The organism is Schaalia vaccimaxillae DSM 15804, from assembly GCF_000420425.1.
Classification (GTDB): domain Bacteria; phylum Actinomycetota; class Actinomycetes; order Actinomycetales; family Actinomycetaceae; genus Pauljensenia; species Pauljensenia vaccimaxillae.
Map to the genome: position 1 here is coordinate 156,970 of NZ_ATUX01000008.1, position 25,357 is coordinate 182,326.

General features: G+C 57.1%; 16 protein-coding genes and 1 pseudogene. 9 read left to right on the forward strand and 8 right to left on the reverse strand.

Annotated elements, in window-relative coordinates:
* The first annotated feature begins 67 nt into the window (after window positions 1–67).
* Window positions 68–3,130: an FAD-binding and (Fe-S)-binding domain-containing protein gene (locus tag G439_RS0107635; protein WP_022868592.1), complete on the forward strand. Its 3,063-nt coding sequence runs from the start codon at window positions 68–70 to the stop codon at window positions 3,128–3,130.
* 53 nt (window positions 3,131–3,183) lie between these two features.
* Here G439_RS0107635 and G439_RS12785 read toward each other — a convergent pair whose 3' ends face one another.
* The 4 genes from G439_RS12785 to ppdK form a co-directional block, all read right to left on the reverse strand.
* Window positions 3,184–3,564, reverse strand: coding sequence for a hypothetical protein (locus tag G439_RS12785; RefSeq protein ID WP_243442566.1), 381 nt, complete (start codon window positions 3,562–3,564; stop codon window positions 3,184–3,186).
* On the reverse strand, window positions 3,561–5,726 hold the full coding sequence (feoB, locus tag G439_RS0107645; RefSeq protein ID WP_022868594.1) for a ferrous iron transport protein B: 2,166 nt from the start codon (window positions 5,724–5,726) through the stop codon (window positions 3,561–3,563). Before feoB ends, G439_RS12785 begins: the two co-directional genes overlap by 4 nt.
* Window positions 5,723–5,947 (reverse strand): FeoA family protein, encoded by a 225-nt coding sequence (locus tag G439_RS0107650; protein ID WP_022868595.1) that lies wholly within the window; start codon window positions 5,945–5,947, stop codon window positions 5,723–5,725. The genes feoB and G439_RS0107650 overlap by 4 nt, the downstream gene beginning before the upstream one ends.
* Before the next feature lie 132 nt (window positions 5,948–6,079).
* Window positions 6,080–8,791 carry a pyruvate, phosphate dikinase gene (gene ppdK / locus G439_RS0107655; RefSeq protein WP_022868596.1) on the reverse strand — a complete coding sequence of 904 codons (2,712 nt, stop codon included), beginning with the start codon at window positions 8,789–8,791 and terminating at the stop codon, window positions 6,080–6,082.
* Between the two features lie 281 nt (window positions 8,792–9,072).
* Between ppdK and G439_RS0107660 the strand changes: the two genes are divergently transcribed.
* From G439_RS0107660 to G439_RS0107695, 8 genes and pseudogenes are all read left to right on the forward strand, one after another.
* Entirely contained in the window at window positions 9,073–9,414 is a 342-nt protein-coding gene (locus tag G439_RS0107660) for a hypothetical protein (RefSeq protein ID WP_022868597.1), read from the forward strand.
* 2 nt (window positions 9,415–9,416) lie between these two features.
* On the forward strand, window positions 9,417–12,173 hold the full coding sequence (locus tag G439_RS0107665; RefSeq protein WP_022868598.1) for a hypothetical protein: 2,757 nt from the start codon (window positions 9,417–9,419) through the stop codon (window positions 12,171–12,173).
* A 101-nt stretch (window positions 12,174–12,274) separates the two neighbouring features.
* Window positions 12,275–12,784: a hypothetical protein gene (locus tag G439_RS0107670; RefSeq protein WP_022868599.1), complete on the forward strand. Its 510-nt coding sequence runs from the start codon at window positions 12,275–12,277 to the stop codon at window positions 12,782–12,784.
* A gap of 183 nt (window positions 12,785–12,967) precedes the next feature.
* The gene (locus tag G439_RS0107675; RefSeq protein WP_022868600.1) at window positions 12,968–13,489 is read left to right on the forward strand and encodes a hypothetical protein; all 522 of its coding nucleotides are present in this window, start codon (window positions 12,968–12,970) and stop codon (window positions 13,487–13,489) included.
* Between the two features lie 195 nt (window positions 13,490–13,684).
* Window positions 13,685–14,859: pseudogene (locus tag G439_RS11555) on the forward strand (S8 family peptidase).
* Between the two features lie 134 nt (window positions 14,860–14,993).
* Window positions 14,994–15,590 (forward strand): hypothetical protein, encoded by a 597-nt coding sequence (locus G439_RS0107685; protein WP_022868601.1) that lies wholly within the window; start codon window positions 14,994–14,996, stop codon window positions 15,588–15,590.
* A 47-nt stretch (window positions 15,591–15,637) separates the two neighbouring features.
* Window positions 15,638–17,149 (forward strand): TrbL/VirB6 family protein, encoded by a 1,512-nt coding sequence (locus G439_RS0107690; RefSeq protein WP_022868602.1) that lies wholly within the window; start codon window positions 15,638–15,640, stop codon window positions 17,147–17,149.
* Window positions 17,146–18,279, forward strand: a complete 1,134-nt coding sequence (locus G439_RS0107695) for a S8 family peptidase (protein ID WP_131333590.1) — start codon at window positions 17,146–17,148, stop codon at window positions 18,277–18,279. The genes G439_RS0107690 and G439_RS0107695 overlap by 4 nt, the downstream gene beginning before the upstream one ends.
* Window positions 18,280–18,343: 64 nt before the next feature.
* Here G439_RS0107695 and G439_RS0107700 read toward each other — a convergent pair whose 3' ends face one another.
* From G439_RS0107700 to G439_RS0107715, 4 genes are all read right to left on the reverse strand, one after another.
* Window positions 18,344–19,645: an FHA domain-containing protein gene (locus tag G439_RS0107700; RefSeq protein WP_022868604.1), complete on the reverse strand. Its 1,302-nt coding sequence runs from the start codon at window positions 19,643–19,645 to the stop codon at window positions 18,344–18,346.
* Complete coding sequence (locus G439_RS0107705) at window positions 19,645–20,517, reverse strand: PP2C family protein-serine/threonine phosphatase (RefSeq protein WP_022868605.1); 873 nt, start codon at window positions 20,515–20,517, stop codon at window positions 19,645–19,647. The genes G439_RS0107700 and G439_RS0107705 overlap by 1 nt, the downstream gene beginning before the upstream one ends.
* Before the next feature lie 68 nt (window positions 20,518–20,585).
* A complete protein-coding gene (locus G439_RS11560) occupies window positions 20,586–21,161 on the reverse strand; it encodes a hypothetical protein (RefSeq protein WP_022868606.1) in 576 nt (191 codons plus the stop codon).
* An 82-nt stretch (window positions 21,162–21,243) separates the two neighbouring features.
* On the reverse strand, window positions 21,244–25,278 hold the full coding sequence (locus G439_RS0107715; protein ID WP_022868607.1) for a type VII secretion protein EccC: 4,035 nt from the start codon (window positions 25,276–25,278) through the stop codon (window positions 21,244–21,246).
* Between the last annotated feature and the right edge of the window lie 79 nt (window positions 25,279–25,357).

Genomic DNA, 25,357 nt, shown 5'->3' on the forward strand with positions numbered 1-25,357 from the left:
GTTCAGCTAAGCGTCCGCACTTTGATTGATCCAACTTTGCCTCCGGTCACATGCCAGAATCGAAGCTATGAGCAACGCCGACCTCATCAACGCCAACATGCGATCACGGTCGGCCACGCCCGCTGATCCCAACCCTGCCAACGGCACGCAGACTCTTCAGGCGGACGCGCCCTCGGACCCTCGCAATGACGCGCGCGTCGCTACCTTCCTTGATTCTCTGATCCAAGCGATCGAAGGGGAAGTTGATAGCGATATTGGCACGCGTTCGCGCTATTCCACCGATGCTGGCTTGTATCGCATCCCTCCCCTGGCAGTCGTGTTCCCTCGCAGCGTTGACGACGTTGTCACGACGTTGGATCTGTGCCGCAGGCACCAGATTCCCGTCACCACGCGAGGCGGTGGCACCTCGTGCTCAGGCAATGCTATTGGCCCCGGCATCATTATTGAGTTCACTCGCCACCTCAACCGCGTCCTGTCCATCAATGCCGAAGAGATGACTGCGGTTGTCGAACCGGGCTGCATTGAATCAACCCTGCAAGAAGCAGCGAAAGAATACGGGCTGCGTTTCGGTCCCGATCCGTCAAGTCAGAACCGGGCCACCATCGCAGGGATGATTGGCAATAACGCCTGCGGACCTCATGCGACCGCTTGGGGGCGCACCTCGGATAACATCGTCTCCCTGGATTGCATCGACGGCACCGGCAGACGATTCACTGCTTCAACCCGCCACGATGCGCGGCTGCCTGAAGTTTCCGGTTTGGCCGGCCTCATTGATTCTCACCTTGCGCTCATCCGAACTGAACTTGGTTCCTTTGGCCGTCAAGTTTCGGGTTATTCCCTGGAGCATCTCACCCCGGAAAAGCACCGGAATCTTGCGGCCATGCTGGTGGGAACCGAAGGCACGTTGGTGACGATTCTGTCGGTTACGGTGCGTCTGGTTCCTCTGCCGACTGCGCCCGTCCTCGTGGCCCTGGGATATTCGGACATGATTGCCGTGGCCGACGACGTTCCCACTTTGCTCGCCCACTCCCCTCTTGCAGTTGAAGGCTTGGACCGTCGGCTTGTGGACGTTGTTCGCCACCACAATGGGCCAGGCGCGGTGCCCGAGCTTCCCGCGGGTGAAGGGTGGCTCATGTGCGAGGTCGGCGGGGATTCACCCGAAGATTCTCTGGCACGCGCCTACGCACTGGCCGAGGCCGCCCATACTGATGCTGTCGCCGTGTACCCGCCGGGCGAGGATGCTGCCCGCCTGTGGCGAATCCGCGCTGACGGTGCTGGTTTAGGCGGCCGCACCCCCTTTGATCCTGCGACTGGTGCGGGTAATGAGCAGGCGTGGCCGGGTTTTGAAGACGCGGCTGTTCCCCCGCAGAATCTGGGCAATTATCTGCGTGATTTCACCGCGCTCATGGAAGAGTTTGGCATTGACGGCCTGCTCTACGGCCATTTCGGAGATGGGTGCGTCCACATCCGCCTCGACTTCCCCATCGATACTGACGAGGGCGTCGCCCACACCCGCCGTTTCCTTGAGCGCGCGGCCACAGTGTGTGCATCTCATGGCGGGTCGGTGTCTGGAGAGCACGGTGATGGTAGGGCTCGTGGCGAGTTGTTGCGCTTCATGTATTCGCCGGACATGCTTGACCTATTTGCCCAGGTCAAAGGGTTGTTTGATCCGGAGAATCTGCTCAATCCTGGAGTCCTCACAGCCCCCATGTCGCCGCACGAGGCCACTAAACGTCAGGCTGTTCGCCAAGCTGAGACTGCTACCAGTAGCCAAGACCCTCAGCCTGGCATTGACCTCGTCGATCATTTCTTACGACGCCCTGCTTCCCGCTCGCTCCCAGCTGACGGGGGTTTCGCATTCCGCGAGGATCACGGGGATTTTGCTGCCGCGGTTCACCGCTGCACGGGCGTGGGTAAGTGCCGGGCCAGTGTGTCGGGGACATTCATGTGTCCGACGTGGCGGGCCAGCAAGGACGAAAAGGACGTCACACGAGGGCGCGCCCGCACCTTGCAGGATGCGGCCAACGGGCAGTTGATCGGCGCGATTGATTCGCCGGAGGTTCTTGAAGTCCTGGACCTGTGTTTGGCATGTAAAGCCTGCTCGTCAGATTGTCCGGCAGGTGTCGATATGGCCCGCTATCGATCTGAGGTGTTGTTCCGTCGTTACCGGGGCAAGATTCGTCCTTTGACTCATTACACCTTGGGGTGGTTGCCGAGGATTACGCGCCTGACAGCTAAGATTCCTGGTGTTGCTGCCATTGGTAACGCTGTCTTGGGTGTGAAAGCCATCAGGTCTTTGGCTTTCGGCATGATTGGTTTGGATACGCGCCGCCCAATGGTTCACCTGCAATCGGGGACATTTAGCCGGTGGGCGCGCAAACAGGGGTTGCAGCGCAGCGACGCCCCGGCTTCTCCTACAGACCCGCAGGGACGCCGGTACATCGTGGTGTGGGCAGATTCTTTCAGCCAGGCGTTAGATGACCAGGGCGCGCGTTCTATCGTGTCGGTTTTGGAGGCCAACGGTTTTGCACCCATCGTCGCCTCGGATGTGTGTTGTGGGCTGACGTGGATCACTACCGGACAGTTGACGGGAGCCAAGAAGCATCTGACGCAGGTTCTGGACGCTTTCGCTCCTTTTGCTGCCAACGGCATTCCGATTGTGGGAGTCGAGCCGTCGTGTACGGCTGTTTTGCGTGATGACCTGTTGGATTTGCTGCCTGATGATCCTCGTTCGACGTTGATTTCACAATCGACTCGAACCTTGGCTGAGATCCTGGGTGAAGTTCCCGCCGCCAGCCGCCACCTGCCTGATCTGACGGGTGTGGAGATTGTGGCTCAGCCTCACTGCCACCACTATTCGGTCATGGGCTGGGACGCTGACGAGGAGCTCCTGAAATCTTTGGGTGCCACCGTTACGCGTTTGAGTGGTTGCTGTGGCCTGGCAGGAAACTACGGCATGGAAAAGGGTCATTACGAGATGAGTGTGGCCGTGGCTGAAAATGAGTTACTTCCCGCCCTCGATGCTCACCCTGATGCGGTGTATCTGGCGGATGGCTTCTCGTGCCGAACGCAGGCTCAGACGCTGGCTGATCGCGGCGGAGTGCATTTGGCGACGCTGTTGAATGGGTAATGTGATTTAGCAGCGAGGCTTTGGCGGAACGGATTCTAAGATCTGTTTTGCAGTCACGACGCAATCCGGGTAATTTTCATCGGAATCAGCGGGCATCCTGCGCAGTGGATTCGCACGTCGTCGCCATCTCCGCCTGAGCATGCGCCCAAACCAGATGAACACAGGCTTTCAGCACGGTCAAGCAACCCCTGGCGGGAGAACTCGTCGATGATGATGTCGGCTAGCGCTTGGGAAATTCCTGCTTCGGCTGCGGCCGCGTTGGGGGTTGCTCCTCGCATGAGCGCCAGGTAGAGCCTTTGGCGCGCACCAGTAGGGCGCAGCGGATTCGTACCCGCGGCAGCATCCACGACGAGGGAAGGCGTGCTTCCTTGGGATGCGCCCGTAGCCTGCGAGCTTGAAGGCCGCAGGCTACGGGGTAAAAGCTCCAGTTTCACCAGAACAACCGGCCGATCTGGAAGATCGCTACCGATATGACCCATGCGGCAACCAATTGGACGACCACCGCAATAGCGGTCTTTTTTCCACCAATCTGACGTGCCTGTTCAGCAACGGTTGCCAAACACGGGGTGTAGGCCAAGACAAACACTAGGAAAGCGAAAGCAGCGACTGGTGCGGCATCCCCCGCGGATTTCTCGAAGGACGCGGTGACCAGTTCGGGCAATGATCCAAGATCGTCACCACCATCTTCAGCGTCGCCGCCATCCACCTCGGGGTCGAGGTTATATGAAGTGACGATGGAAGAGATGACTGTTTCCTTGGCGACGAAGCCAGTCATGAGTGCGCCGGTCATGTGCCATTCGCCAAAGCCTGTGGGAGCGAACACGGGAACCAGGGCTTGTGCTGTGCTGCCGTAGAGGGAGTCTTCCATTGCGAGGTCTTCGTCAGCGAAAGAATGGCCGGAGGTTACGGGGATGGCAGACATGAGCCAGACAACCAGGGTCATGACCACGATGATTTTGCCGGCTCCGGTGACGAATGCCCAGGCTCGCATCCATGTGTTTTTCAAGGTGACGATGACCCTTGGCTTCTGGTAGGCCGGCAGGATCAGCATGAGAGGAGCTTGCGCCTCATCCTTGGTGATGAAGGGTTTGAGAATCAACGCACCCACAACAACAAGAACCAGCGAAAGTACGTACAGCGTGAAGACGATGGTTCCCGTGTGCTGTGGGAAGAAGATTCGCGCAATCATGAGGTAGATCGTCAGGCGTGCGGCGCACGATGTGTAGGGGGTGATGAGGGTCGTGACGAGTCTTTGTCGCGCACTGGGAAGGGTGCGGGTTGCTGCAAGGGATGGCAGGTTGCAACCAAATCCCATGATGAGCGGCATGATGACGCGTCCGTCCAAGCCGATGGCGCGCATGACTCGGTCGCCCAGGAACGCAGCTCTGGCCATATAGCCAGAGTCTTCCAGGATTGAAATCATGAGGAAGATGACGAACATGAGCGGCAGGAAGGAGGCGACAACGCCCAAGCCTGTGCTCAAGCCGCCAACCAGCAGGCCCTGCAGCCATGTTTCTTCCCATCCAAAGAACTGCAAAATGGCATTGATTCCGTTGGCAACCGATACTGCGCCCTCATCCTCGGAGGTGAAGAAGGAGTCGAAGAGGTCCTGGACGGGGCCAACCCATTCGCCGGCGATCTTGAACAGGAACCACATCAGGGCGAAGAACACGGGAATTCCGACCACTGGGTGCAGCAGGATTCGGTCGATTTTGTCCGATCGGCTCATCTTGGCTTGATCGGCACGGGCTCCAAAGGCTGTGGTTTCGACGCTGTCAACCCAGGTGAATAGGTCTTTGGCGTCGTCCATAGGATCGGCTTCGCGTTCGGTGAGGCGCTTAGCTGCGGCCGCGGTGGAATCGGGAGCAGGTTCACGCATGGCACATTCGTAGCCGTTGCCGCATCCACAGTCAACAGTGCCGTCGTCCAAGACTTTACGCGTGGCGGTGCCCGCTGCGGCAGCTGCAACCTGGTTGTAGCCGGGAGCACCCGGATCTGGGTCGATGCCGGCCACGCGCGGGCGAGTCCTCAGAGCAACGGATACGACGTCGGCGAGCCCGTCAATGCCAGACGAGGTGCGTGGGTCGATTGCGAGGATGGGAATACCTAGTGTGGCGGATAAGGATGCGACGTCGACGCTTGCTCCCTCGTGTTCGACAATGTCGCAGAGTGTGACGACACCGGCAACGGGGCGTCCTGTGCGCGCGACTTGGCCGAGGAGGTAGAGGGAGCGTGTCATTGCTGTCGCGTCGAGGACGACGAAGGCGAGGTCGACGCTGCGTCCGCGGGCTGGGTCGGTGAAGGATCCGGGGGCTCCCGCTAAGGTGTCGACGACGACTTGTTCGTCTTGTGACCGGGCGACGAGAGAGTATGTTCCGGGTAGGTCGAGGATTCGAGCGCCGAGGGCTTTCCAGGTGCCGGACATGACCTCAACGGTGGTACCGGGGGCGTTGACTACTGCTTGGTGTGCTCCGGTGAGTTGGTTGAAGAGCGTGGATTTACCGACGTTGGGGTTTCCAACTAGAACGATGGTTGGTTCTACGTCAGTTTGAATGGCGACGGGGGCTGGCGCTGGGGCGCATTTGGGGCAGCTCATGCGAGGGCCTCCACGATAATTGAGCGGGCGGATCCTGTATCAACTGCGATTCGTGCGCCAGCAATGTTGATGACGACACCTCCAAAAGCTGCCCGGTTCACTAGGTAGAACTCGGCGCCTGTGCGTAGGCCTAGTTCGTGTAGACGTAGCTGATAGGTGGAGTCAACGTTGACGCCGAGGATTCGTCCACGTTCGTTGATAGGGAATTGCGAAAGAGTCACATGCGCGAATATAAGAGGCCTCTATACACAATTAGGCGGACCTACGTCCTATACCTTCGCTCAACCTTATAAAAGCACGTCGCCCCATTCCTTATTAAGGGAACGGGGCGACGTATTAGCTCATCAGAGAAGTCAGTTTTCCAATTCTTCTGCCACTACCGCGCGGCCTGCTTCCAGGCGGGCAACGGGAACGCGGAACGGCGAGCAGGACACGTAGTCCAGACCAACCTTGTGGAAGAAGTGGATCGACAGCGGATCGCCGCCGTGCTCACCACACACACCCAGCTTGATGTCCGGCTTGGTTGAACGTGCGCGACGCACGCCCTCGGACACTACTGTGCCGACACCGTGAACGTCGATCGACTCGAAGGGAGACACCCCGAAGATGCCTGCCTCGATGTAATGCGGGAAGAACACGCCCTCGACGTCGTCGCGCGAGAAGCCCCACACGGTCTGCGTCAGGTCGTTGGTGCCGAAGCTGAAGAAGTCGGCTTCCTCAGCCAGGTCTTCAGCTGTCATGGCTGCGCGGGGAAGCTCGATCATTGCGCCGATGGTGACGCCGGACAGGTCAACTCCCTTGGCTGCTGCGACCTCAGCAATGATGGCTTCGCCCTCTTCGCGGATCAGCTGCAGTTCTCGCACGGAACCAACCAACGGAACCATAATTTCTGGGCGCGGGGTCAGTCCACGCGACACCAGCTCAGCGGCAGCTTCACACAGGGCGCGCATCTGGAGGGCAAACAGGCCGGGCAGGTAGATGCCTAGGCGCACGCCACGCAGACCCAGCATGGGGTTCTGCTCGTGGAAACGACGTACCTCAACCAGCATGCGCTCGTCCTCGGGATCCACTTCGCCCGTTGCCTTAGCAACAGCAACCTTGATCTCCAGTTCGGACAGCGCCGGCATGAACTCATGCAGCGGCGGGTCGATGAGGCGCACCGTCATGGCTTTGCCGTCCATGACTTCGAGCATCTCCAAGAAGTCCTGCTTCTGGAGTTTCTCAAGTTCATCGAAAGCAGCTTGGCGTTCGGCCGACCCGGCCTCGGACAGGATTGCGCGTTCAACGAGGGGGCGGCGAGCACCCAGGAACATGTGCTCGGTGCGGCACAGGCCGATGCCTTCCGCACCGAATTCGATGGCGCGGCGCGAATCCACCGGGGTGTCAGCGTTTGCGCGGACTTTGAGGCGGCGAACCTTGTCGGCATGGGTCAAGATCTTATCGACTGCGGCCACCAGTTCCTGCGTGCCTTCGTCCGAACCGGCTGCAATGAGGCCGGCTTCCAAGCCCTTGGCTAGGTAGGTGGTGACGGGAGAATCGGTCACAGCGACCTCGCCGATGAAGATCTCACCGGTTTGGCCGTCAATGGCGATGATGTCCTGGCCGGTGAGCACGCGCTCACCGATGGTGACGGTGCCTGCTTCGGCATCAATATTGAGAGCTTCAGCGCCACAGACACAGGTCTTGCCCATGCCTCGGGCAACGACGGCGGCGTGCGAGGTCTTGCCGCCGCGCGCAGTCAGCACACCCTCGGCGGCAACCATGCCGGGCAGGTCGTCAGGGTTGGTTTCGCGGCGAACGAGGACGCATTTGACGCCTTCAGCGGCGGCGGCCTCGGCCTGGGCGTTGTCGAAGACGATGCGCCCAACTGCAGCGCCGGGGGATGCGGCCATGCCGCGGGCAATGAGTTCCTTTTCTGCACCTGCGTCGAATTGCGGGAACATCAGTTGGGTGAGTTGTTCGCCTGTGACGCGGTCGAGGGCCTCGTCTCGGGTGATGAGCTTTTCGTCAACCAGCTGGGTGGCGATACGGAATGCGGCGGCGGCGGTGCGCTTACCCACGCGGGTCTGGAGCATCCAAAGCTTGCCGCGCTCGATAGTGAACTCAATGTCACACATGTCGCGGTAGTGGGTTTCGAGCTTACGCATGATGCCGCGCAGCTCGTCGTAGGAGGCTTTGTCGATGGATTCGAGGTCGGCCAGCGCGAGCGTGTTGCGGATACCTGCGACGACGTCTTCACCCTGGGCGTTCTCAAGGTAGTCGCCGTAGACGCCGGAGTGGCCCGAGGAGGGGTCGCGGGTGAAGCACACGCCGGTGCCTGAACCTTCACCCATATTGCCGAACACCATGGTGCAGACGTTGACTGCTGTGCCCAGGTCGTGGGGGATGCGTTCGCGGCGGCGGTAGATGCGGGCGCGTTCGGTGTTCCAGGAGCGGAACACGGCCTCGATGGCCATGTCCATCTGTGCGCGAGGATCCTGGGGGAAGTCCATGCCCTTTTGTTCGGACACGATTTTCTTGAAGGTGGCAACCAGCCCCTTGAGGTCTTCTGCCGTCAGGTCAGTGTCGGCCGTGATGCCGCGGGATTCTTTGAGGGAATCGAGGGCATTGGAGAAGAGGTCGCCCTCGATATCGAGGACGGTCTTGCCGAACATTTGAATGAGTCGGCGGTAGGAGTCCCAGGCGAAACGTTCGTTGCCGGAAATCTTAGCCAGACCGAGGACGGATTCGTCATTGAGGCCGATGTTGAGGACAGTTTCCATCATGCCTGGCATGGAGAATTTGGCGCCGGAGCGCACTGAGACGAGCAGCGGGTTGTAGGGGTCGCCGAGGTGGCGTTCCATGGTGTCTTCGACGCGGCGCAGTGCCGTGGTGACCTCGGTGGCCAGAGATTCAGGAACTGCAGAGTCTTTGAGATACGCGCGGCAGGCTTCTGTGGTGATGGTGAATCCAGGGGGAACGGGCAGGCCAAGTTTCGTCATTTCTGCGAGGTTGGCTCCCTTTCCTCCGAGGAGGTCCTTCATGGACTTGTCACCCTCGGAGAAGTCGTACACGTATTTGACCATCGTCGGTCCTCAACTTCCGTTGTCGTTTCGGCGTCGCCGGGCCTGATCGACCGACGGCGGATCTGCGGATATCGCTACGGCGCAACTGTACACAGAATGAGGGACCTTGGTCACTTTCAATAAGTTGTCGATTGTCAACAGTCCATTAGTTCCCATTCCTTTTCCTTATCCCACGTCACAAACAAAAGAACTTCGAAAATGTGCGGATAGTCAAGAGAAACGATCTAAATTACCATTCGGTTAGGGCCGAACTGCGCACAACGTACATCGAAGGAGGCGACATGGCAGCCAACATCGAATTCGATAGGGACGCAGTTGGCGTCAGCGCGAAAAAGGATTGGGAAGACGCCGACACCTTCGCCAAAATTGGCAGTTATATGACCAATTTACCCAGCCCCTACAGCGTCGCCCAAGAACTGCCTGCAGGGTCCAATACTGGGGTAGTTGCGTTGCGTAACTCGTTAGCCGATTACGGGCAAACAATGCGCTGGGTGATCCTCGAGTATTCCGACGCTTGTTCGGTTCTGGGTTCAGGCCAGGAAGAAGCTATTAGCGACTTCGATTCAGCCGAATATCAACATATCGACAATATTGAAGCTCTTGCGGCGAGGATGGGAGGCTGACAATGGGCGCAGAAGATGAAATGCCACTACCCCCTGACATTCGTAACGCTGCAAACGAATTCGCCGATGAGTTGGACAGGGTCACACGTGCGATCTCATCCACCCAGGTCGCCAGCCATCAAACGGGAGAGGTTCCGGGGTGGATTGGTGAGGCTGCCGATGCCTATACAGATTCGATCCTCAAACTCGGCCAACATGCACGCGAGCTTTCTGAGAGCTTTGCTCCCGCTGTCAAAGCAATCAGGCAATGGGGCACGGATGTCGGCCTCGCAATCGACACGACAGTTCCACGCCTCTGGGAAGATTACAGGGCAGCCGAGCACAAGTATGAGCAAAGCATCGCCGACCTGAACGACGAAGAAGAACGCCTACGCACTACTGATTCACCGATGAATCAATACGAGTACGACCGTCGCGCTGAAAATATCGCTAACGTCCGCACAAGCGCTATCGACAAGGTCCTACAACGCTACAAGACCGCTATGGAAAACCTCGACGGTCAAGCGCAAGATGCAGCGAAGGCTGTGGTCGCGGCACAAAACTCGGTAGTCGATGAAGGCAAAACCTCATCTCGAGCTCAAGTTGGGGCCTCCCTATTTGATGACATCCCTGTCATTGACGGCCAAGCTGAGTGGGAACACGCACAACAGGTTGCTCCCCGAATGGCCACGAGAATGCGGGATCAAGATTTAACTCCTGAAGAACTCGAAGAGTTCTACAACACCTACGGCGAGCTACTTAACGATCCGTACGTCGCAAACGCCCTAGCTGAGATTCTCTCAGCCGACGAAATGGTTCAATTCGGGTTCAGAGTGGCGACATCTTTTGTTGAGAAACCTGAGATGCGCGAAGATGTCTTGCGCTCGCTAGGAACCACACTAGTCCTGGCAACCGGCGGTTTAAATACCGATGGGGCCTACGCACAGAAGCAAGCCGGACTCGAAGCTGTGCGAGCTGGATTGATGACAGGGAACGGCCAGCCGCTCTCTGATCGCACTTCAGCTTTTGTCGAGGAAATTAAAACTGCTGGTCGGACAGACTACGATATGAGAGAGCTTTCGCCGACTGCCTACAACTACAGCCGCCCGGACATACCGGGCTATGAACTTATTTCGCAGATTCTTGGAGAGGCAGGAACGAAGAATCCAAATCTTGCTTTGGGGCCTGCCTTCTTTACACCAAACGGATCTGGCTTATCTGTGGCTGAGGATCTGGTGTTGTGGGATTCGCAGCAGTTGGATTGGGTTTCTCACCCGGGCTTTCGTGATGTCAATTATTTCTTTGGCATGGACCAAAAGACTTGGGATCCTATGCATTCGATGTATATGCTCATGGATCGACCCGGGAATCTGGACTTGTCGACGGCTGATCCGGCTCTGGTTACGGCCGACCGTGCCAGGCTTGACGCCGTCCAGACATTCCTGGACTCCGATACACCGGCGGGCATGGATATTGATCACGACCGTGAAATTACTGACGCCGACAAGCCGATGAATATGACTCGGTATTTGACGGGGTGGCGCACGGGTTCGGTATTTGGTGACTATTTTGGATTCCAGGATGGTGGAGAGCAATTTGGTCGGGTTCTTGACCAGGCGTCGAATGCGGAGCCTTATCCAGATGGTGGGTTTGATTCGGAGGAACAGCGGCTTCAGTGGCAGGATCGTGATGCTAGGGCGACGAGCATTGCAGCGAATTTCATGTTTGGATACCAAGATGCTCTTGATGTGAATTATGATCAGGCGTTGTTTTTTGACAGTGACAAGGTTGATGGTCAGGACGTATTTGGGTATCACAACAAGAATTTGCGTTCGTGGGCTGGCCTGATTCTGGCTGACCATATTGATGGTCTTGCGATGGCCTTTGATGAGGCTGGAACTGCCAATGGAATTACAGGTGGAGCGATTGACAATCACTCAATCACCTTCGATTTTGACATGCGGCAAAGACTGCTAGGGGCGAACGGGTTCTTCACCGATCTTGGGTTCGACTCTCCAGAAGTCAACAACAATGGAACACCTGATGATCAAAGCGATGACTTCTACGTCGCTGGGCGCGCACCAGCATATGAGAACTTGGCTATGGCAGCCCAGGGGGCATACCTTGAGGATCTTGAGGCTGCTGTGGCTGGAACTGATCCAACCCTATCGATTAATACAGTGACCGATCGCTGGTCGTCGGCGATGGAAGCCCTATTCACCTCTCCCGAAGACGCCACCAAACAAGCTCTTGACGCCCTGAATGCCCGCAACGAACGTTGGCAAAGCCTAATCAAGCTTGGAGTCGGAGCAATACCAGTTGGTGGGGTGGTGTCCGAAGGACTTGAAGGCAGCGTTAAAGATCTCACCAGTTACTTTGCAAACCAAGGACGCGACGGGGCCACCGCCCACGTCCTTGAGCATTTTCTATCTACGGATAACAACAATGATGCTGCACACGTGAGCGCGGAAACAATGGTGCAGGAATTCATGAAAGATAGCCTCTACCAGGCAATCAGCACTGAGGGCGATTTCTCGACCGCAGCTCAATCCCCTACTGAGTATTCACAGAATTTAAATGCGAGACGGCAATTTACCGACGCCGATGGAAACATCATTCCGTACCACGAAATGACAGTCGATCAACAAAGCGCTTTCAGAGATTACATATCTCGCCAAGGAGCCTCAACCGATTATGCCGAAGCGTCGAATCATGTCGAAACATCGGTGACTGTCGCACGTAAAGCTCATGCAGATGCGCGAATTATCTGGAACAAGTGAGGGGTAGACGATTGAAAATCACCCCCAGACTGATCTTGCCAATTCTGTGTTCCGTGATCCTGCTGCCACTGAACGGATGTTCCTTACCGGAAGAAAAGCCCATGTCTACCCCAACAATCGTGACCGTTACCCAAGATGATGCATCAACCGTGACGTCTAAGGTTCCGCAAGACTGGCACATACTCAGAAGCGGCGGCGCACCCGTGCCGTACGCAGTGTCCTCTCATACCGAAGACTTCTTATCCCACGACGCCGTGTCTGCCAGATGGTGGTCGCAAGATTCTCTTCGAGAGATTCTCGCAATCTACGGAGACGACCCAACAACCGTTGATATAGCCGAATGGTCCGCATTGGACCAACGACGAGCTGAAGAGTACAAGGATTACAGCGATGTTGAGGCTTTGCCTGAGCGCGCCATTGGCGGCTCACCTGCCCACGGCTACACCTACGTTGACCACTCACCTCAAAGTCCTATTCGCGTCTGGGTGTGGAGCGTCGGACGGCCTGATGGCCTCTGGGAAATCACCGCAACTTCGACCTCGACCTCACCACAAATCCCCACAGACATCGCCCTCGTCCTAGACACCATCGAATGGATCGAAACCCAATAACCCCCCCCCGCAAACAAAACCTGCAGTAGATATACAACTTTGAAATGCACAAGGGGAGAAACAGACCAGTTGAAACGGAGGTAAGCGGTGAGAGGGTTGAAAGCTTTTCATACAGGCTTGTTGATGCTGTGTGTATTCATTGTGATGCCGTTGAGCGGATGCTCCCTACAGGAAGAACCCCCAATGTCTGCCCCAACAACCGTGACAGTCACCCAAGACGAAGCCTCCACCGTCACCTCAAAAGTACCCCAAGACTGGCACATCGTCAGAAACGGCGGCCAACCAGTCCCCTACGCCGTCTCCTCCGACCCCCAAGACTACGTCTACCACAACGCCGTGTCTGCACGGCGGTGGCCGAAAGCATTCCTTCGGGACTATTTTTCGTTCTACGGCGATGATCCCACCATCGTTGACGTAGCCGAATGGGCAAAATCCGATCAAAGAGGCGCGGAAAACTACAAGGACTACAGTGACGTTGAAACACTACCCACCCGCACTATCGGCGGCTCTCCCGCCTACGGCTACACCTACATCGACCACTACAGTGACGGTACATCAACAGCTCCTGTTCGCCGCTGGACCTGGACTATTGGGCGTCCCGACGGCCTCTGGGAAATCACCGCAACTTCGACCTCGACCTCACCACAAATCCCCACAGACATCGCCCTCGTCCTAGACACCATCGAATGGACACAACCCCAATAACCCCCACACAACAAACAACGCGGGCAATCCGGGGAAATCAACCGAAGCCACCCACACAGCCTGACCTACGACACTGCCACGGATGGGGGGTTGCTTACGGACCCTAAGATTGGGCGGCAGCCCAAACTGACCGAAGTTTATGCCATTAGAATGAACACTATGGATGCCCGTGCTTCAACGTGAAGGTGGTTCACCATGACTGTTCGTCGACGACAAGCAATAGCCGCTGTAGCGGCCTGCGCGGTCGGATTCACCGGGCTTCTGATCGCGCGCCCCGCCGGAGCTGAGGACAAGATCACGACACAGCCGTACGTTGAGCTGCTCAATCTCAAGGAGCTCAGCAATTATGGGGTGTCGGGTAAGGGTGTAACGATCGCGTTGGTTGACGGAGTTGTCGACACATCAGCCCCAGAACTCCAAGGAGCTGACATCACCACGGTCTATCCCTGCCCTTTCACTCCTTCCCCACGATCTTTAGGTCACGGGACATCGATGGCCTCCCTCCTCGTCTCCCCCGACTACGGCATTGCTCCCGGAGCCAAGATCATTAACTACGCAGTACCTATCGCAGACGAGGACGTTTCAACTGATCCGGACTGTGTGGGCACAATTGCGCAAGCAACACTCCAAGCTCTGAATGACGGTGTAGACATCATCTCGTACTCAGCTATGGGAGAGACCCGCATGGGGTCTGGACCAGAATTAACTCGGGGCGACCGCAACGGTGTGATCTTCGTCGGAGGTACAGGCAACGACGGTAAAGAAGACGACGGGCGGAGTTTCGCATCCGCAAACCTAACTGTCGGTGTTGGAGCCGTGGACCATGACGGCGCCATCGCCCCCTATTCCAATTATGGGAAGGGAGTAACCGTCGTTGCTTACGGGGCCCCACAAACGTTCGCGACTACGCGACAGGAACCATCACCCAAGCATCAGGGACTTCTCTGGCTCCCCCCCTTGTTACCGGATATCTAGCCTTAGCGATGGAAAAGTGGCCCGAAGCAACCAACCGCCAGCTACTGCAATCTCTGGTGTCGACTGCTCTTCGCGGCGACGATCAAGAATGGGACCAGTGGTACGGCTATGGGCTAGCAAACCTGGGAGGCTTACTCACTGAGGATCCCACCGGTTTGCCTGATGAGAATCCCCTGCTGCAAAAGAGGGAAGACTGGGCTCCAGCTGTTGATTACTACAATGACTACATCGACGGTGTCTTGGACCCACCAGCGCTCGATGCTGACTACATTTACCGAGGAACCGATACGTCCGCCGTAAAAAATAGACCAACGAATACGTTCTACGGAACGTCTCCTAGGTATCACCTAGGACAAGAAGTAGCTACAGAGTGTTCTGGCGCCCTCTTGAAATGAGCGTGCTGGTACATTTTCCGTAGACAAGCAGACAAAGCGATACACCTCATGAGTGCCCACTCAGCTCCATAGCTTCCCCAACACTGACCGATCATTTAGAATTCACTACATCGGCCCCGCTGTAAAGGAAACGCATGAGTTCTGAAAGCACAATCGATACAGAGAGCGTCACCTCAGCTTCGAACACTCTGGCCTCTGAGGGAACCCCCAAGGTCGCCGAGGCCACCACCGAATCCACGCTGGTGATCATCGATCAGAACCCACGCAAATGGGGAGTCGAAGCCGGTCCATCATCTTTTTCACCCGAGTACACGCGATATCTGTCCTACCTCGAAACAGAGATGGCCACTATGCGTGACCAGTTGGATTCTTTCATTGAGTCAGTACGCCAAACCGCTATAGCTGTCGAGAACAATGAGACAGATATCAGCGAAGCAGTCACTAAGGTTTCCACAGATCTCGAGCAGCAACCACAAGCACCTGTGGAACCGTACGGCCGAGAATCCGTCGACCAGAAGACGATTGACGAGCGAAGCAACCTGCCTGAACAGCAAACGAAAAACAACGGGCAGAGCCCCGTACCCGGAGCACAAAACCAGTCTCCGGTTCCTGAGAATACAACTGCCCCCGGCGACCGGCAGGGTCCAATTGAGATCCCAGTTGCAACTCGAGAAAGTGTTGCATCCGGCGGATACGGCTCTACTGGGATGCCTGCTCACAGCGCCGAATAGGCGCCCCCTCAACCTCAATCTATCTCCCCTGCACCACGGAGGCCCTCATGAGCGGTGAGTACAGCCGACTCCTCAAACTTGACAGTCTGACAACCGACGATTCAAATGAAAATTCGTCGGTGGAAAAGATCAAGCAGTCAATCTCCGACTGCGAGACTGCCCTGTCAACCTTCCTCGAGTCAGCCACGATGTCAGGTCAGCTTGCCTCTGTCATTAGCGAATGGGTCCGCGACTACAACTCCAAGCTTGGAAAACTCAAGGCAGAGCTTGAACATAATTCAGCTATTCACAATCGCGCCCGTGAAGCTATGGCTACCGCACGCCGCCGGCGGGAAAGTGAAGCTGAAGGCATTTTAATGTCTTCAGAGGAGTTCAACATTTATGCTCACGAAGACCGCATTGAAATCGACGGCGTCTCCTATACGGGCAGAGCCTACGCTCAGATGCTGCGACAACAATCAATTGAGAAACGCGACGAAGTCGCAAAACAGATCCTTGCTGAAATGAACGAAGCCGTCGCAAGCCACAAGGACGAATTGAGCTGGGGCGACCGTGGTGTTCTGCCCACCCCTCTTCCTGACCCTGGCCAGGGCGACCAATACACAGGTACCCGTAGTGGAAGCTTCTCAGCAACCGCAGCCAACGCTAGTTCCGTTGCCTCGTCGGCTTCCTTCAGTGCCGCTGCACTCAAGTCGGCGACGGCGGGAGGCGCCGTCATTACGACCAAGGCAACGTCGCAACTGACTGGAACGGTCGCCCCACTGTGGAAACGTCCTGCCGCTGGTCAGCCCGGTTCCGCCAGCAATCCGATCAATGACCCTGCCCAGTTGGCACATCGCGACCTGCTCAACACTCCCATCAACCGTAGGATGACTCCGGACGGCCCCACCGAGGGATACTTGCCTCGAGATCCCAAAACACTAGAAATGTTGCAGCGAAACCGCTCGACTTCTGAATGGCTCAAGAACGGTGATCATCATGCGTCAATCAACGGGGAAGGCTCCGCATCTTCGCGAGGCGGTTCAGCGGCCGCCGTGGGCGGAATGATCGGCATCGGCGCTACGGCTACTGCCATGCGTGGCACAGTTTCAGGCGTATCATCTCTAGTCACTTCTACTGCCGGAGGTTCCACACTGACTTCGACAGTAGGAGGAACAGGTTTAGTCTCAAATGCCTCTGCTCAGACATCTCAGGCCATGTCGCAAGGCATGTCCAGAGGCATGATGAATTCGGGGGCTGCTTCAGCGACACAAAACACCGGTAGAGCCACGGGTAGTGGTACGAGCCGGGCAGGAGTGACCCGCACCGGCTCGGCTGGAGCCCCTCGAACCGCAACGGGGGCAGGATCCTCTGCAGGTCGAGCTGGCGCTGCTGCACCTCACGCTGGGACTGGTGCCAAAGATCAAAAGGATCGAAAACGCAGTCACGGACTTGTCGGCTACGAAGTGACCCGCATCGAGGACGAGGCTGTCACCACAACCGCTGACTCTTATTCCCTTCAGGAAGGCAAAGCCACAGACCTTGCCCCGATTAACACAACGGAGAATAACCAGTGGTGAATAGAAGGCTTCGAGCCCTCGTTGGCCTCGGCGCAGCAACCGTATTCCTCGGATTCCTCGCTGCGTCGCCCGTACATGCTGAAGACGCCATTACAACTCAGCCCTACGTCGAAATCCTGAACCTCAATAATCGCGAAGACATCGGCTTGACAGGCAAAGGTGTCACTGTCGCGGTCATTGACGGCATGGTCGATACCTCAGCTCCTGAACTTGAAGGCGCTGACATTACGGTCGTCACGCCCTGTCCCTTCACGCCTTCGGATGAATCACGAACCCACGCAACGGCAATGGCTTCGCTCCTCGCATCTAAGAACTATGGAATTGCGCCCGGTGTAAAAATCATCAATTACGCTCTTGCGATTGAAGACGCAGATATTAAGGAAGATCCAACCTGCGGCCTGGGACTAGACAAGGCAGCAAAAATGGCTCTCGACGATGGCGCCGATATTATTTCCTTCTCCGTGATCGGAGAAACTCGTATTAGTTCCGATGTTCTGCTCACTCGAGGTGACCGCAATGGCGCCATCTTCGTTGGCGGCATGGGCAATGACAGCAAAGAAGATGATGAAAGAAGTTTTGCCTCTGCCAACCTGACTGTCGGTGTCGCGGCCACAGACTTCAGTGGGACAATTGCCGACTATTCGAACTACGGCAAAGGAACAACAGTGGCCGCCATGGGCGGTCCTATAAAACTTCGCAGCTACTCCACCAATACGATTGAGGAATCATCTGGCACATCTGCAGCTACTGCGATCGTCTCCGGATACCTTGCACTGGCGAAAGAACAGTGGCCCAACGCAACGAATCGTCAATTAATTCAGTCACTGGTGAAAACCGCTGTGCGCGACGACGGAGTTGAATGGGATCCACGCTACGGATACGGTTTGGCCAACCTTGGGGGGCTCATCACCCAAGACCCCACCACACTGCCCGACGAGAATCCCTTGATGAACAAGAATCCCGAGTGGGCTCCTAAGGAAGACTTCTACAACGACTATGTAGCCGGGGTGCTTGAGCCGCCTTCACTCGATCCGGATTACATCTATCGCGGCACGAATACCACCATTGTCAAGAACAATCCGGCGAACACCTTCTACGGCACATCGCCCCGGTATCACGCGGACCGCTAAAACCAGACATCAGTCGGTGAGTGGCATAAACGCTGAGTAGCACGGGCAAAATGAGAAAATCTGATCAGCGGATCCTGAATTCGATTGTCGTCCCCTCACCCACGTCGATCAGATCACCATCAGACAGGGGCACCATCACCATTGGGGACACCTCTTGGAAGCTGCCATCTGCATGCCGCAGCAGCGTACCGTTAGCTGACCCCATGTCCATAAGAGACCACGATCCCGGAGCAGTTGCCATTACTGCACAATGAGACCGAGAAATTTCCGTAGCCGGACTCAACACCCGCAAAACAGTCGCCGCAGGCCGCCCACTGATCGCACGTTCATCAGGATCACGCCCAATAACAACATCTCGCACTACCTCAATTGGTGCGGTCCCTCCATAGAGAAGGAACGCGGTAGGTCCAGCTGCCACGCCGCCTTCCACTCGACGCAAGATTGTCGCCTCAGCATCATTGGCCGCATTCATCTGAGCAAACATCTCAGGGGTCATCGTCTCTTCAAAAGCTTCCGGATTAACCTGCTGGGCTGGCAGCCCAGCATTGACCGACCCAAAATCCGGCACAAGTGGTGCAGGATCTTCTTCCACGGCTGACGAGGGCGCATTCAGTGGCGCCTGGAAGGCATTCACAGGAACCAAAGGCTCTGGTTCTGGATCAACGACAGGACCAGGCTCAGGAGCCCACAAGAAACCACCACTATCGCCAGGAACTTCAACACTCTCAGTCTCGGGACCTGCAAACACGGGCGGCTGCGACGCCTGCTGCGGTTCAGGAGCGAAGACCGGTTGAACTACAGGAGCCTGCGCAGGAGCAACAAGTGGTTCCGGATCAATGACAGTGGCCTGCCCAGAACGTTCAGGTTCATCGACGGACTCTTGGAACACGGTGGCCGGTTGTACGACAGGAACATCAACATCTGCCGAATCAAAGTGTTCGACCTCGTCGAATCCTCGACCAATACGCACCTGCCCAGCGCGCACACGATCCTGGGCCGAGACACTCCACCCGTCCTCGCCGGGGCGACCGAGAGTTGCCTCAAGCACCTGCCATTCTGCTGGGTTGACGGGCCAGGCCCAAATGTCGGTTGTCCACGACATTTTTTCGCCACCGTTAGCTGGCACGCCCTCGACAGTTACACCACCCAAAGCAGTCAGATACGGCTGTGGGCCAGAAACGTCGAAGAGAACCACCGCGTCACCGCTGTGGACCCGCTGTCCTAGCCATGCACCAATATCGCCGCGCCCCCAAACAATCGCAGCAGCTTCCTCAGCTAAAGGCAGGCAAACAAACGCCATACCCACCGGACCCGACACCATCACGGCGCCGTCACCCCGACATGAAAAACGCCCAATCTGGAGCATCAGTCCTCCTCTTGATGAATTGCCACTCGACGAGCAGTAGTCGTTGAAGCCGGTCGCACTGCCTGAATGAAGCGAGAATGAACATTCAGATCATCACCCACTCGCGACGCCCTTGAAGCGTGAACAACAACGGCAGTCGTATTGTCTCGGGTTCCAAAAGTAATCGCAGCATCAACCAGCTCGTTGGCAATCTGCTGAGGCTCCCCGCCCACATCAACAATCCGATGGATCTGATCATCGCCCAAGACCCCATGGACCCCATCGGAACAGATCACCGCGTAGTCCCCTTGGAATAAAGGGACGAGGTTGTAGTCCGCCTGCGGTAGGGCAGCCATGCCCGCACCCAGCGCACGAGTGACCACATTCGACGGCGGGAAAGCCAACTCCTGGCCGGTGACTTCAGCGATGTCCCGTGCCTCTTGGACCGCCGAATGGTCGCGTGTCACCTGGCGGATCGACCTACCACCGACAATGTATGTCCGCGAATCTCCAATGTTGAAAGTCAACCAGAAGGGACCTTCCTCGGTGTCCAAAGCGATGGCGCCCGTCAAAGTTGTCCCGGGAGCCGCATTTGGATCCGCGGGATCAGAAAGTCCAGCAACGGCGCTGGCCGCAGCCTGCACCCCCGCGTCCAGGTCAGCCAGGTCCGCGCGTCGCCCACCCAGCGCATCAGCACTCAGACGCGACTCCAAAGTGCGAACCGCCGTCGATGAGGCCAGCGCGCCACCAACATGGCCTCCCATACCATCAGCAACGGCAAATAGGGGTGGGGAGGCCAACCAGGAATCCTCGTTGCTTGAACGCACAGGGCCCACGTCGGTGGCAGCGCCCCAGCGGGTCAGCAGGACGGAACCGAGCCGTGACAGATCCACGGGACCTCCTTTACTAGCAATCGGTGGTGGGACGGGCGCTCAGCACGGATGAAACACTGCCGCAGCGGTCATTCTTTAATGAGCAGATCGCGGTAGTTTTCCGCATCGTCAGGCTCAACACCATTCGTGTTAATGGTGAACCTGTAATGGGGTGGCACGCCTTCATTGGGGCTGTATGTAATGTCCCAGGACGAGTAGAACTCACAGGATTCATCCGTGCACAGATCCATGGTTCGATCCCCCACCCTCCAATGAGTGGCATTGGACATCATCGCGTGGAAGACCTCATGTGTGGCCGTAACTGTGCCGTCCTCGTTCAACATGAACTGGGACTTGCCCATGTCACCGATCAAATCAATGGGAGCCATCGGCGTGCCAACGACATCACTAATACGGGTCGCCTCTTCGACGATAGCGTCCTTAGATTCTTGGGTAGAGGCGGCGTCAACCTTTTTAATGTAGTCGGCCTTGAGACCATCCCCAATGTATTTAAGGGCGTCGATAGCTTTGGCTTCGGCAGACAAAGCCGTACTTTGTGCGCCCGACTGCCCCGAATTACCCCCGCCGCAGCCCGCAATCCCAGACGCAATGGCTGCGCCGACCGCAATAGGTGCAAGTAGACGCATGAAACGTGATGAAGGCACGTCTTTCTCCCTTGTTATTGAGCTAATCCAAGGCTAGGCGAAATAGCAGATTCCGAACAAGATGATCCGTCCCAATTCCACGTCACGAGGAAGGCTCCGTCCACAGCAGGTGAGCACGCAACTGTCCGGCATCGCGCGACACCACTTGGGCTCGACCCGGAATGGACTTGACCGGTTTAATACGGCCAATAACGGTGCCCTCGTCTGGGCTACCTGATAGCAGGATGCCCGTCACCCCAAGCTCATTCATGGACTGCAACACGGGTTCGTACGCTGCACGCGAGGCACCACCCATGCGTCGGGCAATAATGATGTGCAGGCCAATATCCTGAGCTTGTGCCATCAACGGCTGCAGCGCGGCCACGGGATTACCAGAGTTGGTCGCTACCAAGTCGTAGTCATCAATGAGGACCCACGCTTCGGCGCCCGTCCACCAGGACCGGTTACGCAACTGATCTGTGGTGACTTGGTCACCGGGCATGCGGGTCTGTAAGTACCCGGCCAGGTCGCGTAGCTGCTGTTCGGCCTCGCCCTTGGTAGTCATATACCCAGCCAAATACTCTTCGGGGATCTCGCCGAGGAGGCTACGGCGCAGGTCGACAACGAAAAGCTGAGCTTCCTTCGCGGACTGGGTGCGCATGATTTCTTTGGCAACGGAACGCAAGAAAGTGGTCTTGCCGGACTTTGAGTCGCCAAATAGGTACAGGTGCGATTCGCCCCTGGGATTGAAAACAAGCGGCCCCAAACGGGTTTCTTCCACACCGAGGATGAGTGGTTGAGCGGTACTTGGACCCAGATTTTCAATCGGCAACGACACAAGTTCGTCGATCGTGACTTTGGACGGCAACAGTCGCAACTTGGGTCCAGGGCCAGCCGGTAGTGCCGAACGAATCTTGTCGAGGGTCGTTTGGACACCTTCAGACAAGGTCAAAGGATCGCGGTCAGCGTCAGCACGGGGCAATGCGACGAGGACGTGATGGGAGTCTGCGTCGATACCTCGGCCCGGCCTTTCCTCAGGAATAGAGGCTTGGACTTTACGGTCGATCTGCGAATCAGCTGAGTCACCCAGACGTAATTCCAGCTTCGAACCAATGATGTCGCGGACCTGTTGTCGGAAGTCCATCCAGCGGGTTGCAGAAGTAATGAGGTGGACACCGAAAGTCAGCGCGCGGCCAAGCATTTGTTGGAGCCGCAAATCCAATCCATCAAAGTCTGACTTGAGGGTTCCCCAACCATCGACAATCAAGAACACGTCGCCGTAGCCGTCGTCGAAACGTCCCTGGGCTCGTCCCTGGCGGTACGTGTCAATCGAATCAATACGGTTCTGGCGGAAATACTTTTCACGGTCAGCAATAATGCCCTCGAGCTCGGCGAGCATCCGGTCAATTCGCTCCCGATCATCCCTGGTAGCCACACCCGCAACGTGGGCGGCACCCTCGAAAGGAGTGAAGGTTCCGCCACCGAAGTCCATGACATAGAACTGGACCTCTTGTGCAGTGTGGGTCAGCGACAGCGCCATGACGATGGAACGCAGAGCCGTTGACTTACCCGTCAAAGGCCCACCGACCACCGCCATGTGCCCGTTGGCACCGGAGAAATCAAACTCGAGGACATCGCGGCGCTGTTCCAAGGGCAGGTCGACGATACCCAGTGGGATCCGTAGACGCCCTCGTGCCCGCCAAGTCGGGGAAACGTATCCGAGACGTGGATCGACAGCCAGATCAGGCATAAGCGAATCCAATGTGTCGGGCACATCCAAAGGCGGTAGCCACACCTGGTGGGCTGGCGTTCCCTTACCTGCCATCTGTGCGACAGCAATATCCATCTGTGTCATATCCGCCCATTGGGCGTCTCCCGGCAAAACCACGGAGCCGACCTGCACGTCCTCAACCGGCGCTTCATCTCGCTGAAGCACGGGAGCTGCAGTGAAAGGAAGAACCTTAATCGCTTGCGTATTCGAACCCGCATTCGCCACCCGATTCGGATTCGACTTCCTGGGAGCCGGAGGGGCAGCAACATAGGACGCACGGAAACGGATCATTTGGTCCGTACCCGGCTTGAGATAACCCACGCCCGGGAATGACGGCAACTCATACGCATCCGTGACACCTAGGACCTCACGCGATTCTGAAGCCGAGAAGGTCCGCAGACCGATGCGGTATGACAGGTGCGAATCCAAGCCTTTAAGACGGCCAGCTTCAAGGCGCTGGGAAGCAAGCAGAAGGTGGATCGACATTGATCGGCCCAAACGTCCGACAGCCACGAAGAGATCAATGAACTCGGGCTTGGCGGTCAAAAGTTCAGAGAACTCATCAAGGATGATGAAAAGCGCGGGGAGTGGTTGCCCCTGATGTTTACCGGCGATGCGATCGGCCTCGTAGTCCGACACGTTGGCGTAGTTGCCGGCCTCGCGCAGGAGTTCCTGACGACGCACCATCTCACCACGCAGAGCGTCTTGCATACGGTCAACCAAAGACAGCTCGGACTCGAGGTTGGAAATCATGGCTGACACGTGAGGCAGTTCCGACATGCCTGCGAAGGTTGCGCCGCCTTTGAAGTCAACAAGGACGAAGTTGAGTTGCTCGGGTGAGTGAGTCAATGCCATCGCCAAAACGATGGTGCGTAGCACCTCGGACTTACCCGAACCGGTTGCGCCAATGAGTAGGCCGTGCGGGCCCATACCCTGCTGGGCAGATTCTTTAATATCAATGAGAACTGGGATGCCTTCTGGTGTCACGCCGAAGGGGACGCGCAGTCTTTCCCGCCCTTCTCGCCTCACCCACTGCTGATCGGGGTTGAAGTCGCGAATATCGCCTGTTCCCAGCAATTCCATGAGGTCCTGCTGGCGCTTGGGATCGGACCGTCCCACCGGCGATTCGGCCTCGGGACGTTCCTCTTCTGAATAGCGAGTCATTCGGCGCGCAACCGCTTCAGCTTGGGCAATACCCATGACGTCGGCGACTGAGACAATGGGATTGCGGTCCATGAGGATCACTTCCATCACACCGGTTTCCTGGGCCGAAGCCGCAGGGTGAATGATCAGGCGAAGAGTCGACCGCGATGTCATGGGGCCCCAGCTATCAGTGGGGGTGACAACGGTGACGCCAATGGTTCCCTCGATGGAACCCAATCGGCTATTAGCAGGGGGAACTCGGCCGTCACAGATCAACAGCAGATGGGGCCACGGCGAAGCTTCGTCACGAACACGGAAGGCCGGACGAGTTGAGATCTCCTCGCCCAATAGGTCTGTGAGTTCCACCGGATCGGTTGTCACCATTCGCGCCGGACCAAGAGCGTCCGAAATCTCCGGTGAGCGGGCATGAGGCAACCACTTGACCCACTCCCATTGATCGAGGCGATCGGGAGTCGTCAGTACCGCGATCTTCAAGGCAGTGGGAGCAACGAAGGTGGCCAGGTGCGACATCATCGCCCGGGTTTGGGCGCGAGCCTGCTCAAGATCGCCACACACCTCGATATGGCTAAATTCCCCCGCCATGACACCAAAAGGCATGTCATCAACCGTTGAATGAGCGGCCAAGAACCGCGACATCGCTGAATGGCAGACAACATCGGGGTTAGCTAGGGGCGGCAACTCCGGTTCAACCAACTCCATCGCTAAGTCTTGAGTGGATGAGCCCAGACGCACATTGAGTAGATCTCCAGAACCAACTTCGCGTTCCCACAGGCGCGTGGCTTCGGCAGTGACGAGGACGAGGGCGTTGGGGTCGGGGAGATGCCAGTTAATGTAGGTGCGTTGGCGTGAGGCGACGGCGCGGACAGTTTGGCGCATCTCCGACAGGTAAGCCAGGTATTCACGGCGCAGGCTATTGACCTTGGAACGGTGTCCCGAAACTTGGCGGTAAATATTGAAGGCAACCATGGATAGCATGGCGATAACCATGGCTCCTGCCATGAGCAGCATGCGAGTGTTTTGTCCCTGGGACATCGCCATAAACACCATGACACCCATCGAACCCATCATGGGGATCACGGTGGCCAGAATCGACCCCATTCCCGCGGGTTCTGCCTGGTCAGGGGGAGCTTGCAGCGGGATCTGCCCAGAGGGCAGTTCCGGCGCACTGGTCCGATCGACCTCGTTCGCACCGATTCGTGCCATTCGTCCTCCCCTACTGGTGGATGCAAACGCCCCGCGAGGGCACTTCATACTATCGTCGTATAGCGGATACGCTCAGAAA